Here is a 16,146-nt window from a genome sequence, read left to right as displayed (position 1 = left end):
GAGCGCGAACATGACGATTTCCACACGCAAGCGGCTGGCCGGCTTCACCGCCGCTGCCGCGCTCTTCGCGATTGCACCGGTCGCGGCGTCGGCGCACGGCAAGCTGGAAAGCGCGGTCCCGGCGGCCGGCAGCACGATCGACGCGGCGCCCGACATGGTGCGGCTCACGTTCAACGAAGCTCTCGAACCGGCGTTCAGCACGGTGAAGGTGTCGGATGCGAGCGGCAACGCCATCACGCAGGACAAGGCGAAGGTCGACGCGTCGAACCCGCGTGTGATGACCGTCGCGATCCCGACGCTCGCGGCGGGCGCGTACACCGTGCAATGGGCGGCGATGACGGCCGATGCGCATCGCACGAAGGGCACTTATACGTTCCGGGTGAAGGGATGAACGACGGCGTCGTCGGCCTGCTGCGGCTCGGGGCGGTGGCGATCCAGAACGCCGGGTTCGCGGTCGTCGTCGGTGCGCTGCTGGGGCGCCACTGGCTCGCGCGCGGCGCGTCCGCATGGCAGCACGGTGTCGGACGGCGGCTCGTCGCGACGCTGCGCATCGCGTCCGTCGTATCGCTGCTCGCGAGCGTCACCGCGTTCTGGGCGCACTGCGCGCTGATGAGCGAAGTGTCGCTGCTCGACGCGGGCCCGGCGGTGTGTTCGATGCTCGCGGGCACCGGCTTCGGTCATGCGTGGCTGGCCGGCACGGTGTTCATGCTCGTCGTCGTGCTGCTGTCGTTCGCCGGACGTGCGAACGACACGCGGTTTCCGTTCGCGATGGCGGCCGTGCTTGCCGGTGTCGCGCTGGCGCGCAGCAATGGCGGCCATCCGGTCGACGCCGGGCTGTTCAGCGTGCCGGTGTGGATCGACTGGCTGCATCTGCTGGCGATCAGCGTGTGGATCGGACTCGTGCTCGTGACGGCGTTCGGCGTGATGCCGCGGCTCGCCCGCATGCCGGCGAGCGAACGCATGACGGGCGCGGCGTTCGTGCAGTCGCTGTCCGATGCGTCGACCTGCGCGTTGATCGTGCTGTTCGCGACCGGCGCGTACAACGGCTGGCGCGGCGTCGAGACGCCGGCCAACCTGTTCGCGTCGACGTACGGGCAGATCCTGCTGCTGAAGCTCGCGCTCGTGCTGCTTGCCGCGATGCTCGGCGCACACAACCGCTTCTTCGGGATGCCGACGCTGCTGCGCGCGTTGAAGGACCCGGCCGCCGCGATGCCGGCACACGCGTTGAAGCGGTTCTGCACCGTGCTGCGAGTCGAGGCGGTCGTGCTCGGCGGCGTGCTGATGGCGGCGGCCGTGCTCGTGTCGAGCGCGTTGCCGGGGACGGTCTAGCGGCGGGGCTTCGGCGCCGGAAGATGGGGTGCATGGTCGGGGCTTGACCGGACGACACAGGGCGATCGCGGCGTGATGACGACCATTACATCGGCCTGTCTCGCGATTACCAAAAACTGTCACCGAGCGCCGCTAAGCTTTCGCCACCCTCACAACCGGGATTCCCGCCATGCGCTCGACAATCCGCCTGTTTGCCCCGCTATTGCTGCTCCCGGCGCTCGCCGCGCCGGTGTGCGCCGCCACCGCCGCACCCGTCAGCCCCAATTGCGGCGGCAGCACGACGCCGATCGCCGATATCCAGGGGCCGGGCGCGCCGTCGCCGCTCGCCGGGCAGAACGCATCGATCGAAGCGGTCGTCACCGCCGATTTCGGCGGCACGGACGGCTTCGGCGGCTTCTTCGTCCAGCAGGCCGACGCGCAGCGCCGCAACCAGCCGGGCGTGTCCGAAGGGCTGTTCGTCTATGCGCCGAAAGCGCGCGCGAAGGCCGGCGATCTCGTGCACGTGACGGGCAAGGTCGAGGAGAAATACGGGCAGACGCAGCTCACGCTGTCGGGCGCGATCGCGGTGTGCGCGAACGGCCAGACGGTCACGCCCGCGACGCTCACGCTGCCGGTCGACAGCCCGAGCGCGTTCGCCGCATACGAAGGGATGCTCGTGCGCCTGCCGCAGACGCTGAGCGTCACCGACAACTACGAACTCGGCCGCTACGGCAGCGTGATGCTCAGCAACGGCCGCTTGCGGACGCCGACGAGCGTCGTGCCGCCCGCGCAGGCGCAGACGCAGATCGACGCGAACGCGCGCAACCGCCTGATCCTCGACGACGGCTCGAACAAGCAGAACCCGGCAACCGTGCCGTATCCGGCGCCGGGCCTGTCGGCCGCGAACACGCTGCGCGCGGGCTACACGGTGCGCGACGTCGAGGGCGTGCTCGAAGTGCGTTACGGCGCCTGGCGCGTGCAGCCGCTGCCCGGCGCGGCCGCGCCGGCGTTCGACGCGCGTTCGAACCCGCGCACCCAAGCACCGGCGCGCGATCCGAAATCGAACCTGCGCGTCGCGTCGTTCAACGTGCTGAACTATTTCAACGGCAACGGTCTCGGCGGCGGCTTCGACGATCCGAACAACCGCGGCGCGAAGACCTTCCAGGAATTCCAGCGTCAGGAAGCGAAGATCGTCAGCGCGCTGAAGGCGATCGACGCCGACGTGATCGGCCTGATGGAAATCCAGAACAACGGCTACGGCGAACTGAGCGCGGTGCGCCAGCTCGCGGCGAAGCTCGGCAACCACTGGCGCGTGGTCGATCCCGGCACGTCGCGGCTGGGCGGCGACGCGATCGCGGTCGCGCTGATCTACGACAGCCGCAAGGTCGAACCGGTCGGCCGCGCGGCGACGCTCGCGATCGACGACAAGAACCGTCAGCCGCTCGCGCAGTCGTTCCGGCTGATCAACGGCAACAAGCAGGCGCTGACGGTGGCCGTGAATCACCTGAAGTCGAAGAACTGCCCGGATGCGGCGAACGACGATCTCGACCAGGGCGATGGCCAGGGCTGCTGGAACCCGACGCGCACGCGCGCGGCGGCGAAGGTGGCCGACTGGCTGGCCGGCAACCCGACGGGCGTCAAGAGCCAGGGCGTGCTGCTGATCGGCGATTTCAACAGCTACACGTACGAAGACCCGATCCGCGCGCTCGAATCGCGCGGCTACCGCAACCTCGTCGCGCGCTGGATCGGCGCGAACGCGTACAGCTACGTGTACAACGGCGAAGCCGGCTATCTCGACCACGCGCTGGCGACGCTGCCGCTCGCATCGCACGTGAAGGCCGTGCACGAATGGCACATCAACGCGGACGAGCCGCTCGCGCTGCAGTACACGCTCGCGTACAAGTCGGCGGAGCAGCAGAAGACGTTCTACGCGGCCGATGCATATCGTTCGTCGGATCACGATCCGGTGCTGATCGATATCGCGCTGCCGGGCGGCGGGAAGTAATCGCGGTTCGAGTCTTGACGACGGACGACGTGCGGCAGGCAATACCGTACGTCGTCGCTTGTCCGGGAACACCGTTTGAATGCCGGGTAAATAATGCCGTGAAGAATTAATCGAATCGGTATTTTATGGATGACGCAGCGCACGGCGATGCTGCGATTGAAGCGTGATTGAAGCGAATCGAATCGTCGAATGACGCGCGCATGCCGCCGCATTGCATTAATCGATCGGTGATAATAGAAATGAAAGAATAATCCTGTCGATTTGAAGGCTTTGAATGCGCTTGTCCAAGACGGGAAAGGCTTCCGCGTTGTGCTGGAAAAGCAAAATATTCTGCGCGGCATTACCGATGAAGCACGCGCTGCCCGAATAATCCCGCTTTCTTTCAGATTCCAGACACTGTCCGCCCTTTGCATCATTGCGGGATTTTTAATATCCGAATGATCTTTGACAACGCGGTGCAGCACCACCTATTTTTGTGGTGTCGTAAATTTAGTCATATAAAAGTTGGCCAAACTGCAGGGGGCGCGTCCGAGCACCATTCTCGCCAGCAGTTTGCTGTGTCTGTATCAAGTTCAGTCTCTGAGAAGTCCAATCCCCAACCGCCGACTGCCGACCGTGCAACGCGAGTGGCGGGTCGGCCTGCGCGTGTCGCAGGCGTTGGCGGCCTTTGTGACGCGGTATCCGAAGCCAAAGGAAAGAGATGAAACCAGACAGGAGCAGTACCGGCAGCCGCCGTGTTCGTCGCGGCCGGCTGGCCGGGCTCGGTGCGTTGTCGGCCATGACGCTGGCGCTCGCGGCGTGCGGCGGCGACGATTCGTCGTCGGTCGGCGCGTCGAGTCTCGCGCAGGCCACCGCGAGCCAGCAGGCGAGCGCGCAGGCGGCCGGCACCCAGGCGCCGGCGGCCAACCAGCCGTACGTCGACCCGGTCGCGTACTCGATGAACGCGACCGACGGCCTCGCGCCGTCGCAGGTGTCCGAGAAGGCGGCCGTCATGCATTACCAGTGGACCGGCGGCGGCAAGACGATCAACTACACGACGACCACCGGCCACCTGACCGCGCAGGACGCGAACGGCAATGCGGAAGCGTCGATGTCGTATGTCGCGTACACCGCGCCCAGCACGAACGGCAAGCCGCGCCCGGTCACGTTCGTCTACAACGGCGGGCCCGGCTCGTCGTCGATCTGGCTGCGGCTCGGCTCGTTCGCGCCGACCCGCGTGGCCACGCCCGATCCGCTGTTCGGCAACAACTGGCCGAACTACCCGCTCGTCGACAATGCGGAGAGCCTGATCGACACCACCGACCTCGTGTTCATCGACCCGCCCGGCACCGGGCTGTCGGAAGCCGTGTTGCCGAACACCAACCAGAAGTACTGGGGCTCCGACGTGGACGTGAACATCATGCGCGACTTCATCCAGCGCTACCTGAACGTCAACAGTCGCGGCACGTCGCCGATCTACCTGTACGGCGAATCGTACGGCACGCCGCGGACCGACATGCTCGCGCTCGCGCTCGAATCGGCCGGCGTGCACCTGACGGGCATCGTGCTGCAGTCGTCGATCCTGAACTACTTCGCGGATGCGGTGGAAGCGGTGGCGATCACGCAGTCGACCGAAGGGCTGCTGCTCGATACCGATACGGTGGCCGGCTACCTGCCCGGCTACGCGGCGGTCGCCGCGTACTTCAACCAGGTGTCGCCGGCGCCGGTGAACCAGGATCTGTACGCATTCCAGACGGAACTGTTCACGACGCTGATCTACAGCCAGCTGCAGAAGTACTCGCAATCGTGGGTGTTGAGCCAGCTCGGCATTCCGGATGCGCTCGGCACGCCGGTGTTCCCGAGCGATGCGACGCTCAGGCTGTGGTCGATCCCGTCGAGCCTCACGCAGCAGGCGCTGCGCGGCTACTTCAACGCGAATCCGTTCGGCACGAGCCTGCTGCCCGGCACGACGATCGGCCGCTACGACGGGCGCGTGTCGTTGCCGAACTCGGACCCGCGGCTGCAGACCGACGGCGATCCGTCCGACATCCTGATCTCGCAGCCGTTCACGAACGCGCTCGCGACGCAGATGCCCGACTACCTCGGCTATACGGCCCCGAACGCGACGTACCTGCCGCTGAACGACAACATCATCGGCGTCTGGGACTTCTCGCACGACGGCCAGCCGATGCCGGACACGATCCCCGATCTGCTCGGCGCGCTGCAGCTCAACCCGAAGCTTCGCGTGCTCGCGGAGAACGGCTACCACGATCTCGCGACGCCGTTCTTCAACACCGAGAAGCAACTCGCGCGGCTGCAGACGGTGAAGGGCCTGAATCCGAAACTGCAGGTGAACTTCTTCCAGGGCGGCCACATGACTTACCTGGACGACGTCGCCCGTCCGCTGATGAAGCGGGACCTGCAGACGTTCTACAAGGGCGCGCGGATTCCGACGGCGCTGACGCTGCACACGCTGCCGCCGCCGTGGCCGGATGAAAACCCGCCCAGCGTGCCGACCGGCAGCGTCCCGGGCGTGGCGGCCGCGACGACGCTGGCGGCCGCCCCTTGAGCGACGGCGTCCTTGTCGAAGGAACCCACTCTTCATCCATTGAATGCGAGCGATCATGTCCCTAATCCAATTGATGCGGCGTATGTCTCCGTTGATCGTGCTCGGTGCCGCGATGAGCAGTGCCCACGCGTTGCCGCCGCAGGCGGTGGCGCCGGTGAAGCTGCCGCACGGCGGGCGCGGTGTCGACGGCCCGTTCTTTCCGGCCACGCGCGCGGCGCCGGTGTTGCCGTCGACCGGCGCGGCGTTGCAGCAGCAGGCGCAGCAGCGCGTCGATGCGCGGCTCGGCGCCAATACCGTGCTGAGCAACGGCGCGGCCGTGACGAAGGCGCAGGCGCAGAGCAGCGGGCTCGGCTTCGTGTCGAAGCACTTCGACGAGATCGATGCGAAGCACACCGGCCGCGTGACGATGAGCGATGTACGGCAGTTCATCCGGCAGCGGCAGGTGCAGGCGCAGCAGGAACAGCAGGACGAGTGACGTAGTCGGGCAGGGCGGCGGCCGGCGTGATGGCGATCGCACCGGCCGCCGCCTATTCGGCTGCGCGGGGGCGGGGCCGCCCGGCTTCCGTTGCATGTTTTCATCCCGCATGCCGGAGAGGCGGGCGACGGCTTATTCCGTTTGCCGGTTGTCGCGTCGCGGTCCGAAGCGCGCGCGATAGTCGCGCGGCGAGATGCCGACGCGTTTCGAGAACGCACGCTGCAGCGCGTCCACGCTGCCGAATCCCGAGCGTTCCGCGATCCGTTCGAGCGGCCAGTCGGCCCGCTCCAGCAGCGCCTTCGCGCGCTCGACGCGCGCTGCCAGCACGTACTGCGCGGGCGATAGTCCGGTCTCCTTGACGAAATGGCGCGCGAACGTCCGTTCGCTCATGTGCATGCGGGCGGCCAGCGCGGCGACGCCGAGGTCGCCGGCCGGATCGTCGGCGATGTCGGCGAGCAGCGACCGCATGCGCGGCGTCGCCCCGGCCTGGATGTCGAGCCCGACGCTGAACTGCGCCTGTCCGCCGGGACGATGCATGAACAGCACGAGTTCGCGTGCGATCGCGAGCGCGGTCGGCGCACCGCAGTCCGCCTCGACGAGCGCCAGGCACAGATCGATACCGGCCGTCACGCCGGCCGACGTATGGAACGGCGGATCGCTCACGTAGATCGCGTCCGGCTCGATCCGCGCGTCGGGACAGAGCGCCTGTAGCGCCGAGCACTGGTTCCAGTGCGTGGTCGCGCGCTTGCCGTCCAGCCAGCCGCCGGCGGCGAGCACGAACGCGCCGGTGCAGATGCTCGCGATGCGCCGCGTGCTCGCGATCCGGGTGCGGAGCCACGGCAGCACGCCGGCTTCCGACGCGGCGTGCCGCAGCGCCGCTTCATCGCCGCCCGCGACGATGATCGTGTCGATTCGTTCCGGCAGTGCCGCGAGGGCGGCCGCGCCAGCGAGCCGCAGGCCCGCGTGCGTGACGATATCGTCCCCGTGTTGCGACGCGAGCGTGAGCCGGTACGGAACGGCGTGATCCGGAAGATGACGGTTCGCGACCGCGAACACTTCCATCGGCCCCGTGATGTCGAGCGACTGGACACCTGCGAAGCCGACGACGACGACGTCGCGTGCCGAACGGGTTGACTGAGGCATGGCGGAAAGTGCGGTGGAGTTGTCCTTGTGACCGCGAGCATGATCCTTGTAATTTTCCGGACATGCAATCGATCGACACGGGTGGGCGATGCGGGAACGGAAGACAGGCGGCGCGGTGCTGCTCGTATGCGGGCTGCTGGGTGCGTGGGCATGGGGGTGGCCGGCGCGGGCGATGGCGGAGGACCCGCCGGCGGCGGCCCGGACGCTGACGATCGGCATGCCGAAGGCGGGTCGCCCGCGGCCGCTCGTTGCGATCGTCGCGGACAACGCCGGAACGGAGACGACCGATTTCATCGTGCCGTACGCGATTCTGAAGCGCTCCGGTGCGGTCGATGTCGTCGCCGTGTCGGTCGACGAAGGCGCGGTCGAACTGATGCCCGCTCTGCGCGTGCTCGCCGATACCACGTTCGACCGGTTCGACGCGACGGTGCCCGCGGGGGCGGATGTCGTGATCGTTCCCGCGATGCATCGCGCGGACCGGCCGGCCGTGCTGGCCTGGCTACGCAAGCAGGCCGCTGCCGGCGCGACGATGGTGGCGATCTGCGATGGCGCCGAGGTGCTCGCGAACACCGGCCTGCTGCGGCATCGCACCGCGACGTCGCACTGGTATTCGCGCGAGCGCCTGCGTCGCCGCTTTACCGAGACGAAATGGGTCGACGATCGTCGCTACGTGATGGACGGCAACGTGATGACGACGACCGGCGTGTCCGCATCGATTCCCGCTTCGCTGGCATTGTTGAGCGCGCTGGCCGGGCCGACCGCCGCGCGCGACACGGCGCGCGGCCTCGGCGTGCAGGCATGGGGCGATGCGCACGACGGCAGCCGCTTCGGGGTGACCGCGCGCGCGGTGGCGATCGCATTGATGAACCGCGTCGCGTTCTGGCGGCACGAGACGTTCGATCTTCCGGTCGAAAGCGGGTTTGACGAGCTGCCGGTCGCGTTGAGCGCCGACGCGTGGGCACGGACCTGGCGCAGTGACGTCGTCGCGACGGCCGATGCGGGCGTGGTCGAGTCGAGGTACGGGCTGCGGTTGCTGGCGCAGCCGGCCCATGGCCGGCACGCGCGCGTGACGACGTCGGCCGGCTGGCGGGGCGAATCGACGCTTGCCGGTGTGCTCGCGGATATCGCGGCGCGCTACGGCGACGCCACATCCGGGTGGGTCGCGTTGCAACTGGAGTATCCGGAGTAGCGCCCGCCGCGCTCACTTCACCCATTCCGCGAGCCGCGGATCGGGATAGGGCAGGAGATCCTGCGACGCGGTGGGCTCGGCCACCCATTTCTCGCCGTTCCAGTGGAAATCGGCCTGCGTTTCCGATCCGTGGCCGTTCGAGCGGATGGCCATGGTGCAGGCAGCCTGTCCGGGGTACGTCGGGTTCTTGGCACCGATGCAGGACCCGAGAAACACCATGACGTCGCCGAGGCCGAACCGCTCCTGCATCGCATAGGTTGCGTCGAGGTCGGAGAGCCGGTCCGGCACCGGCGTCGCGTCGCATGCAGCGACGCTCGCGGCCAGCAGCAGTGCGGCGGCGCGGCCGGCGCGCCGCCAGTGGTTCGGGCCGTGGGCGGAACGTGCGTCAGCGTCGGCGCGCTGCCGCGCGCGGGCATGTGACGGGCGGGGCATTCGGCGTCCAGCGGATGAACATGGCGGCCATTATGACGGATTTCGCCGGCCGCCGCGACGTTCGCCAGGGGATCGACATGAAGCTGCCGTGCCTCGACGTGCCGCTACCCGGCGCCAGCCCCGACGCGGCGTGATGGCGGCTCGCGTGCCGCGTGCGCGAACGCCAACGCGCGATCACCGTCATCCTGAACGGCCCGCCGTGTTCCGCCGCATGCGCGACTGCGCCGTTCGCATCGTCGAGCGCGAAGACCCTCACGTCGAAATGCCCGAAGTCGAGCGACCCGCCGCGACCGCGCCCGGTCATCAGCGTCACGGCTTCCGTCGGGTACATCCATTTGCCGTGCAGCGTCACGGCGGGGACGTTCAGGCCGTCCGTCGTGCAGACAGCCGGTTCCACAGCATGCCGGAGCGGCTGCCGCTGCGGCAATACGCGAGCACCGGCTTGGGCAGCGTGTCGACCAGTGCGCCGAACGCGTCGACTTCCGCGTCGCCGATGCGATCGCGTTCGACCGGCAGGTAGCGCGCGTCCATCCCGAGTTCGCGCGCGGCCGCGGCGATTTCCTCGAACGCCGGCTGGTCGTCGCCTTCGCCATCCGGCCGGTTGCATATCACCGCACGGAAGCCGGCATTGCGGATCGCCTTCAGGTCGGCCGGCGTGATCTGCCGCGACGCGGTGAAGCCGGTCGCCGCGGCCGCGCGACATTGCTCGATCGCTCGCGCGAAACAGCCGATCGCGAAGTCGACGTCCTGCTCCGTTGTGAACCGCCCGAAACTGATGCGCACGGTGCGACCGGCCGTTTCCGCATCGAGGCCGATCGCGGTCAGCACGTGGGACGGCGCGCCGCTGGTCGAATTGCACGCGGACGTCGACGACACGGCGAGCGCATCGCCGAGCATGAACGGGAAGAAGCCCGGCGCATGCACCGTCAGGCTCAGCGTGTGCGGGATGCGGCGGGCGGCGGCCGCGTTCTGCGTGACGTCGCCGAGCGCGAACAGCGCGTCGGTCAGCCGTGCGCCGAGCGCCGCGATTCGCGCGGCTTCGCCGTCGAGCTTTTCAGCGGCGAGTGCGCACGCGACGCCCATGCCGACGATCTGGTGCGTCGCGAGCGTGCCCGAACGCAACCCGCGCTCGTGGCCGCCGCCGTGAATCTGCGGTGCGATCCGGCTGGCGATCTCGCGGCGGACGAACAGGGCGCCGATGCCTTTCGGGCCGTACACTTTGTGGGCGGACATCGACATCATGTCGATGCCGAGCGCGCGCACGTCGATCGGCGTCTTGCCGAGCGCCTGCGCGGCGTCGACGTGGAGCAGCGCGCCGGCGGCGTGCACGATGCCGGCGATCGCGCCGATGTCGGTCAGCGTGCCGATCTCGTTGTTCACGAGCATCAGCGACACGAGGCCCGTGTCGGGGCCGATCGCGGCCGCGACCGCGTCGGCGGTGATTTCGCCGTGTGCGTCGGGCGTCAGGAAGGTGACCTGCGTGCCGTGCTTCGACAGGTTCGCCATCGTGTCGAGAATGGCCTTGTGCTCGAGGCGGCTCGTGATCAGGTGGCGCTTGCCGGAAGCGTTTTCCGCATAGCCCTTCAGCGCGAGGTTGTTCGATTCGGTGGCGCCGGACGTCCAGACGATTTCGTCGGCATCCGCGCCGATCAGGGCGGCGACCTGCGCGCGGGCGTGCTCGACCTTGTCTTTCGCGAGCCGGCCGGCGGCGTGCGAACTGGAAGCGGGGTTGCCGAAGATGCCGTCGAAGCCGAGGCAGGCCGTCATCGCTTCGATCACGCGCGGATCGGCCGGGGTGGTGGCTGCGTAGTCGAGGTAGTGCAGCGGGGTGGGTTCGCTCATGTCCGTCTCTTGCTCATTGCGTAGTAAGAGAAATGATACGGGGGACAGAAGGGAAAAAGGATCCAAAATTGGCTGGCGATTCAGCTTGATGTGGAATAACGTTTTCTCTATTTATGAAATTAGGGAATTTATTTCTCAGTGGGCCAATTGTGCGCGGGGGCACCGGCTCGACTGGCGGGTTGGCCTGCTGCGGACGGCCGGGTCGCACGGAGAAGCGCCGCGGGCCGGCATGGCAGCTGGCCATCGCCTGCCCGGGTTCGAGCCTGCCGGCGCCCGGCGGCACGTCGGGTCACGCGCGCATCAAGTCTCGATGAGATTGAGAAACTGCCGCACGCGCGGGTGCGTGCTCGCGGTAAAGAACGCATCGGGCGTCGTGTCCTGCACCACCACGCCGTTCTCCATGAACACCACGCGATCGGCGACGTCCTGCGCGAAGCGCACTTCGTGCGTGACGACGAGCATCGTCATTCCGTTGCCCGCGAGTTCCCGCATGACCGCGAGCACGTCTTCCCGCAATGCCGGATCGAGCGCGGAAGTCGGCTCGTCGAACAGGATGACTTCCGGGTCCATCGCGAGGCCGCGGGCGATGGCGACGCGCTGCTTCTGGCCGCCGGACAGTCGCGCCGGGTATTCGCCGGCCTTGTGCGCGAGGCCCACGCGGTCGAGCAGGTGCCGCCCGCGCTCGAGCGCTTCGCTTTTGCGCACGCCCTTGACGCTCACGAGCCCCTCGATGACGTTTTCCAGCGCGGTGCGGTGCGGAAACAGGTTGAACGACTGGAACACCATCGCCGTACGCTGGCGGATGGCCTTGATGCGTTTCTGCTCGTCGCGCGACAGCGCGGTGCCGCCCGCGCGTTCGATTTCGATGCCGCACACCGATACCTTGCCCGCATCGGGCAGTTCCAGAAAATTCAGCGAGCGCAACAACGTGGTCTTGCCGGAGCCGGACGGCCCCATCAGCACGACCACTTCGCCGCGTGCGACACGGAAGTCGACGCGCCGCAGCACGACGTTTTCCCCGAAGGACTTGGCCAGCCCCTGAACGACGATGGTATGCATAGGTGTAGTCATTGAAAGCGCCGCGACACGCGGCCTTCGAAGATCGTCTGGACGATCGTCAGGATCTGGTTGATGACCCAGTAGATCAGGCCGACCATCAGGAACATCTCCATGTAGCGGAAGGTCGACGCGCCGACCTGGTCGGCCACGCGGGTGAGTTCGACGACGGTGATCGTGGACGCCAGCGACGTATCCTTGATCAGCGCGATCATCCGGCTGCCGACGGGCGGGATCGCGATGCGCAGCCCCTGCGGCAGGATCACGCGCCACATCATCTTCCAGTAGTTCATGCCGAGCGAATGCGCGGCTTCCCACTGGCCGCGATCGACCGCGTTGATCCCGGAGCGGAAGTTCTCGCTCAGGTACGCCGCGGAGAACAGCGTGAGCGCGAGCAGCGCGGCCGGTACCGGGTCGAGCGTGATGCCGTAGCGCGGCAGCCCGAAGTAGATCAGCAGGATCTGCACCAGCAGCGGCGTGCCGCGAAAGATCGACACGTACGCGAACGCGATGCCGCGCAGGAAGCGGATCGACGACACCCGCGCGAGCGCGACGGCGAGCCCCAGCGCCGAGCCGAGCGCGAACGACGCGAGGCCGAGGAACACGGTCATCGTCACCGCGCTTTCGAGCAGCGGCAGCGACCGCACGAAGAGATCGAACATGCGTCACTCCTTCTGCGCTTTCGCCCGCGCGATGTTGCCGACCATGTCGTAGGTCGGGCCGACCCAGCGCTTCGCGAGCCGTTCGAGCGTGCCGTCGGCGGCCATGTCGTCGATCGCCTTGTCGACGGCGGCGAGCAGCGCCGGTTGTCCCTTCGCGAGCGCCGGCGCGGACAGCTGATAGATCAGCGGCTCGCCGACTTCCTTGACCGGCAGGTGATTCACGTTCGCGTATTTCATCCCGCCGAAGTGGGAAATGATGACCGCATCGAGGCGGCCGCTGCCGAGATCGTTGAACACGAGGCCGCCGTTGTCGTACGCGCGAATGTCGGCGTCCTTCAGGTGCGCGCGTGCCCAGGTTTCGTTCGACGAGCCCGTGGTCACGCCGACGCGCTTGCCTTTCAGGTCGGCCTGCCCGTGAATGTTGGTGTTGTCGGTGCGCACGAAGATCCGGAAATCCTCGACGCCGTACGGTTTCGCGAAATCGACCTGCTTGCTGCGCTCGGCCGTCGGCGTCAGGTCGTTCATCACCAGATCGTATTTGCCGGCCTTGAGCCCTTCGACGAAGTTCTTGTACGCGTCCGCGACGAACACGACCTGCTTCACGCCGATGCGCTTGCCGACTTCGCGCGCGACTTCGACGTCGTAGCCGGCCGGCTGGTTGCGCTCGTCCAGCAGGCTCCACGGCGGGCTGCTCTGCGAGTTCGCGACGCGCAGCGTGCCGCTGCCGCGCGCGGCAGCGAGCAGGTCGGCCGCGCCGGCATCGAGGCTCGACAACGCGAGCGCGCCTGCGATGCCGAGCGCGGCCAGGCCTCTGGCCAGAACGCGGGTGGTCTGAGGGTTCATGGTGTCTCCTTGGGTGGTGGCTTGTTCCGCACGGCGGGTGTGTACGAGCGCCGCGTTACGCTGCGCGGTTTCTGACGTCGGTGAACGCGGCGAGCCCCGTGTACAGATCGTCGATCAGCAGCTCGGGGGCTTCGAGTCCGATCGACAGGCGCACGATCGGCTGGTCGGTCAGCGGGAACCGGCGCTGCGCCTGCAGCGGCGCCGGGTAGTACGCGGCGAGGCTGTGGACGCCGCCCCAGCTCGCGCCGATCGCGAAGTAGCGCAGCGCATCGAAGAACGCGGTGAACGCGGCTTCCGGCGCGGGTTCGAGCATCAGCGAAAACAGGCAGCCGTTGCCGGAGAAATCGCGCTTCCAGATCGCGTGCCCCGCGTCGGACGGCAGTGCGGGAAACAGCACCTGGCGAACCGCCGGATGCGATTCGAGCGCCTGTGCGACGCGCAGCGCCGCCGCGCTTTGCGCATCGAAGCGCACCTTCAGGGTGTCGAGGCCGCGCAACACGAGGAAACAGTCGTCGGGGCTCGCCTGCTGGCCGAGGATGCTCTGCGTCTCGCGCAGCGTCTCGTAGTAGCCGAAGTCGTTCATGCTGATCGCGCCGAGCAGCAGATCGGAGTGACCGCCGAACAGCTTCGTGGCCGCTTCGACGCTCAGGTCCACGCCATGTTCGAGCGGTCGAAACGCGAGCGGGCTGGCCCACGTGTTGTCCATCATCGTCATGATGCGATGGCGGCGCGCGACGTCGACGATCGCCGGCACGTCCGGCATTTCCATCGTCACCGTGCCCGGCGATTCCATGCAGATCATCCGCGTATTCGGTTTCACGTACCGCTCGATGTCGGCGCCGATCGCCGGTTCGTACAGCTCGACGTCCACGTCGAACAGCGCGAGCCATTTCTGCGCGAAGGTCTTCAGCGCGCCGTAGCACGCGGCCGACACGAGCAGGTGATCGCCGCCGCGCACGAAGCCCATCACGGACGTCATCAGCGCGGCCTGCCCGGACGGCGCCAGCACGCAGTGCGCGCCGCCTTCGAGCACGGCGATGCGGCGCTCCAGTTCGCGCGCGGTCGGCGTGCCGGTGATGCCGTAGCTGTAGCCGTCGGGCTGGCGTTCCTTGCGGCGGGCGAAATCGTCGAGCGAGTCGAATACGACGGTCGAGGCACGCATGACCGCCGGCGACAGGCTGCGGAACGGTTGCGGAGGGAGCGGCGGGGTGGTCGTCATGATGCGGGTCGGGACTCCATGGCTGGAAACGGGATGACGAGCAGTTTTACTTTCGCGCCGGTTTGCAGCAACATCGGAAATAATTAGGTTGATAAGCCGGAGTTATAGGTGAGCGTGCGCGATATCGAGGTGTTCCGGGCGGTGATGAACGCCGGCAGTACCAGCAAGGCGGCCGGCGTGCTGGAGATTTCGCAGCCGGCGGTGAGCCAGTCGATCCGGCGGCTCGAGGGCATGGCCGGGTTCCGCCTGTTCGAGCGCGTGCGCAGCCGGCTCGTGCCGACGCAGGAGGCCGTCGCGCTGATGCGCGACGTCGACCGGTACTTTCTCGGCTTCGAGGTGATCGAGCACCGGATCCGCAGCCTGCGTTCGTATGGGTTGGGGCGCCTCGCGATCGCGTCGCTGCCCGCGCTCGGCACCGGCTTCCTGCCGCGCGTGATCGCGTCGTTCGACGCGGCGGCGCGCGACGTGCAGATTTCGCTGCAGGTGATGAGCTCCCGCGAGGTTCACGAGAAGGTGTCGGCCGGGCAGGTCGATTTCGGGCTGATGTCCGACGAGATGTCGATGGCCGGGCTCGAGCACTCGTCGTTCGTCAGCATGCCCGGTGTCGCGGTGATGAATGCCGCGCACCCGCTGGCGGCGAAAAGCGTGATCAAGGCCGACGATCTGTCGCAGGCGCCGTTCATCGCGCTGAACCCGGAGGACAGCACGCGGTTGCGGCTCGAAACGCGGTTGCGCGGGCTCGGCGTCGTGCTGAAGCCGCTGGTCGAAACGCCTTATTCGCATACCGTGTGCGAACTCGCGCTGGCCGGCGTGGGCGTCGGTTTCGCGCATCCGCTGGTGGCGCTCGACTTCGCACAGCGCGGGCTCGTGGTCCGGCCGTTCGACGTCGATGTCGCGTTTACCGGCGTGCTGGTGTTTCGTCCGGGTACGCCGATGTCGGAGAACGCGCGCGTGTTTCTCCAGCACATGCGGATCCAGCTGGAGGCCGACCGGCATGCGCTGGCGGCGTTGTCAGGCAGGAAGGGGCGGGGTAGTGCGCGGGGGGCGGGCGGTGGCGGTTGAATCGACAACTGCTCGGGGGTCGTCCACCGATATCCCGATGTCCATGAGGGATTCCCCCGTAGCACGTGGCCACGCGCCCGTTCGACGCGGTACCCGTTCGCTTCGCGCGTTCCGGTAGCGCCTTCCGGTCCGCCGCGCCCGATTGTTTGCGTTTCGCGAATGGCGCGTTCGCCGGTTGTTCCATACCCGATCGGCGTCCGCGCACCTATCGTGGTGGCGTCGGCCGAGCCCGTTCGATGCGTCGAATCGGGACGCCGGCCGGCACTTCCTCGCGATTCGCGTCGCACACAAAAACCATCGGACACGAACCATGCGCAGGCGCTGCGGCGCGCGCGGGCGAACCGGCGTCCACGGAGACGGAC

At 67.7% G+C, this 16,146-nt stretch carries 14 protein-coding genes; 7 read left to right on the top strand and 7 right to left on the bottom strand.

The annotated features are described in order from the left end of the window. Positions 1-10: 10 nt before the first annotated feature. The 5 genes from copC (at position 11) to MMB92_RS02730 (ending at position 6,336) form a co-directional block, all read left to right on the top strand. Complete coding sequence (gene copC, locus MMB92_RS02750; protein WP_006484606.1) at positions 11-391, top strand: copper homeostasis periplasmic binding protein CopC; 381 nt, start codon at positions 11-13, stop codon at positions 389-391. Beyond that, positions 388-1,329: a CopD family protein gene (locus MMB92_RS02745; RefSeq protein ID WP_277562499.1), complete on the top strand. Its 942-nt coding sequence runs from the start codon at positions 388-390 to the stop codon at positions 1,327-1,329. Before copC ends, MMB92_RS02745 begins: the two co-directional genes overlap by 4 nt. Positions 1,330-1,498: 169 nt before the next feature. Next, complete coding sequence (locus tag MMB92_RS02740) at positions 1,499-3,313, top strand: ExeM/NucH family extracellular endonuclease (protein WP_080331248.1); 1,815 nt, start codon at positions 1,499-1,501, stop codon at positions 3,311-3,313. A gap of 700 nt (positions 3,314-4,013) precedes the next feature. After that, complete coding sequence (locus MMB92_RS02735) at positions 4,014-5,861, top strand: peptidase S10 (protein WP_080331249.1); 1,848 nt, start codon at positions 4,014-4,016, stop codon at positions 5,859-5,861. A gap of 82 nt (positions 5,862-5,943) precedes the next feature. Beyond that, a complete protein-coding gene (locus MMB92_RS02730) occupies positions 5,944-6,336 on the top strand; it encodes a 2-oxoglutarate dehydrogenase (RefSeq protein ID WP_226245194.1) in 393 nt (130 codons plus the stop codon). A 132-nt stretch (positions 6,337-6,468) separates the two neighbouring features. On the opposite strand, the gene MMB92_RS02725 is transcribed toward MMB92_RS02730, so the two are convergent. Beyond that, complete coding sequence (locus MMB92_RS02725) at positions 6,469-7,479, bottom strand: helix-turn-helix domain-containing protein (RefSeq protein ID WP_060212893.1); 1,011 nt, start codon at positions 7,477-7,479, stop codon at positions 6,469-6,471. 88 nt (positions 7,480-7,567) lie between these two features. On the opposite strand from MMB92_RS02725, the gene MMB92_RS02720 reads away from it, so the two are divergent. Next, positions 7,568-8,668, top strand: a complete 1,101-nt coding sequence (locus MMB92_RS02720; RefSeq protein WP_277562498.1) for a DJ-1/PfpI family protein — start codon at positions 7,568-7,570, stop codon at positions 8,666-8,668. A gap of 12 nt (positions 8,669-8,680) precedes the next feature. Here MMB92_RS02720 and MMB92_RS02715 read toward each other — a convergent pair whose 3' ends face one another. From MMB92_RS02715 to metC, 6 genes are all read right to left on the bottom strand, one after another. Continuing rightward, positions 8,681-9,100: a hypothetical protein gene (locus MMB92_RS02715; RefSeq protein WP_080331252.1), complete on the bottom strand. Its 420-nt coding sequence runs from the start codon at positions 9,098-9,100 to the stop codon at positions 8,681-8,683. Between the two features lie 363 nt (positions 9,101-9,463). Continuing rightward, complete coding sequence (locus tag MMB92_RS02710; protein WP_080331253.1) at positions 9,464-10,942, bottom strand: aminotransferase class V-fold PLP-dependent enzyme; 1,479 nt, start codon at positions 10,940-10,942, stop codon at positions 9,464-9,466. A gap of 300 nt (positions 10,943-11,242) precedes the next feature. After that, a complete protein-coding gene (locus MMB92_RS02705) occupies positions 11,243-12,001 on the bottom strand; it encodes an amino acid ABC transporter ATP-binding protein (RefSeq protein ID WP_112750968.1) in 759 nt (252 codons plus the stop codon). Positions 12,002-12,009: 8 nt separating this feature from the next. Then, the gene (locus MMB92_RS02700) at positions 12,010-12,660 is read right to left on the bottom strand and encodes an amino acid ABC transporter permease (protein WP_034202830.1); all 651 of its coding nucleotides are present in this window, start codon (positions 12,658-12,660) and stop codon (positions 12,010-12,012) included. A gap of 3 nt (positions 12,661-12,663) precedes the next feature. Then, a complete protein-coding gene (locus MMB92_RS02695) occupies positions 12,664-13,503 on the bottom strand; it encodes an ABC transporter substrate-binding protein (RefSeq protein WP_112750969.1) in 840 nt (279 codons plus the stop codon). Between the two features lie 55 nt (positions 13,504-13,558). After that, the gene (gene metC / locus MMB92_RS02690; protein WP_112750970.1) at positions 13,559-14,722 is read right to left on the bottom strand and encodes a cystathionine beta-lyase; all 1,164 of its coding nucleotides are present in this window, start codon (positions 14,720-14,722) and stop codon (positions 13,559-13,561) included. Between the two features lie 108 nt (positions 14,723-14,830). Here metC and MMB92_RS02685 point away from each other — a divergent pair, with 108 nt between their 5' ends. Continuing rightward, positions 14,831-15,784, top strand: a complete 954-nt coding sequence (locus tag MMB92_RS02685) for a LysR substrate-binding domain-containing protein (protein WP_112750971.1) — start codon at positions 14,831-14,833, stop codon at positions 15,782-15,784. Positions 15,785-16,146: the final 362 nt, after the last annotated feature.

This window comes from Burkholderia sp. IO2 (assembly GCF_029522185.1).
Taxonomy (GTDB): Bacteria; Pseudomonadota; Gammaproteobacteria; order Burkholderiales; family Burkholderiaceae; genus Burkholderia; species Burkholderia cenocepacia.
This window is presented reverse-complemented; position numbering and strand designations above follow the sequence as displayed.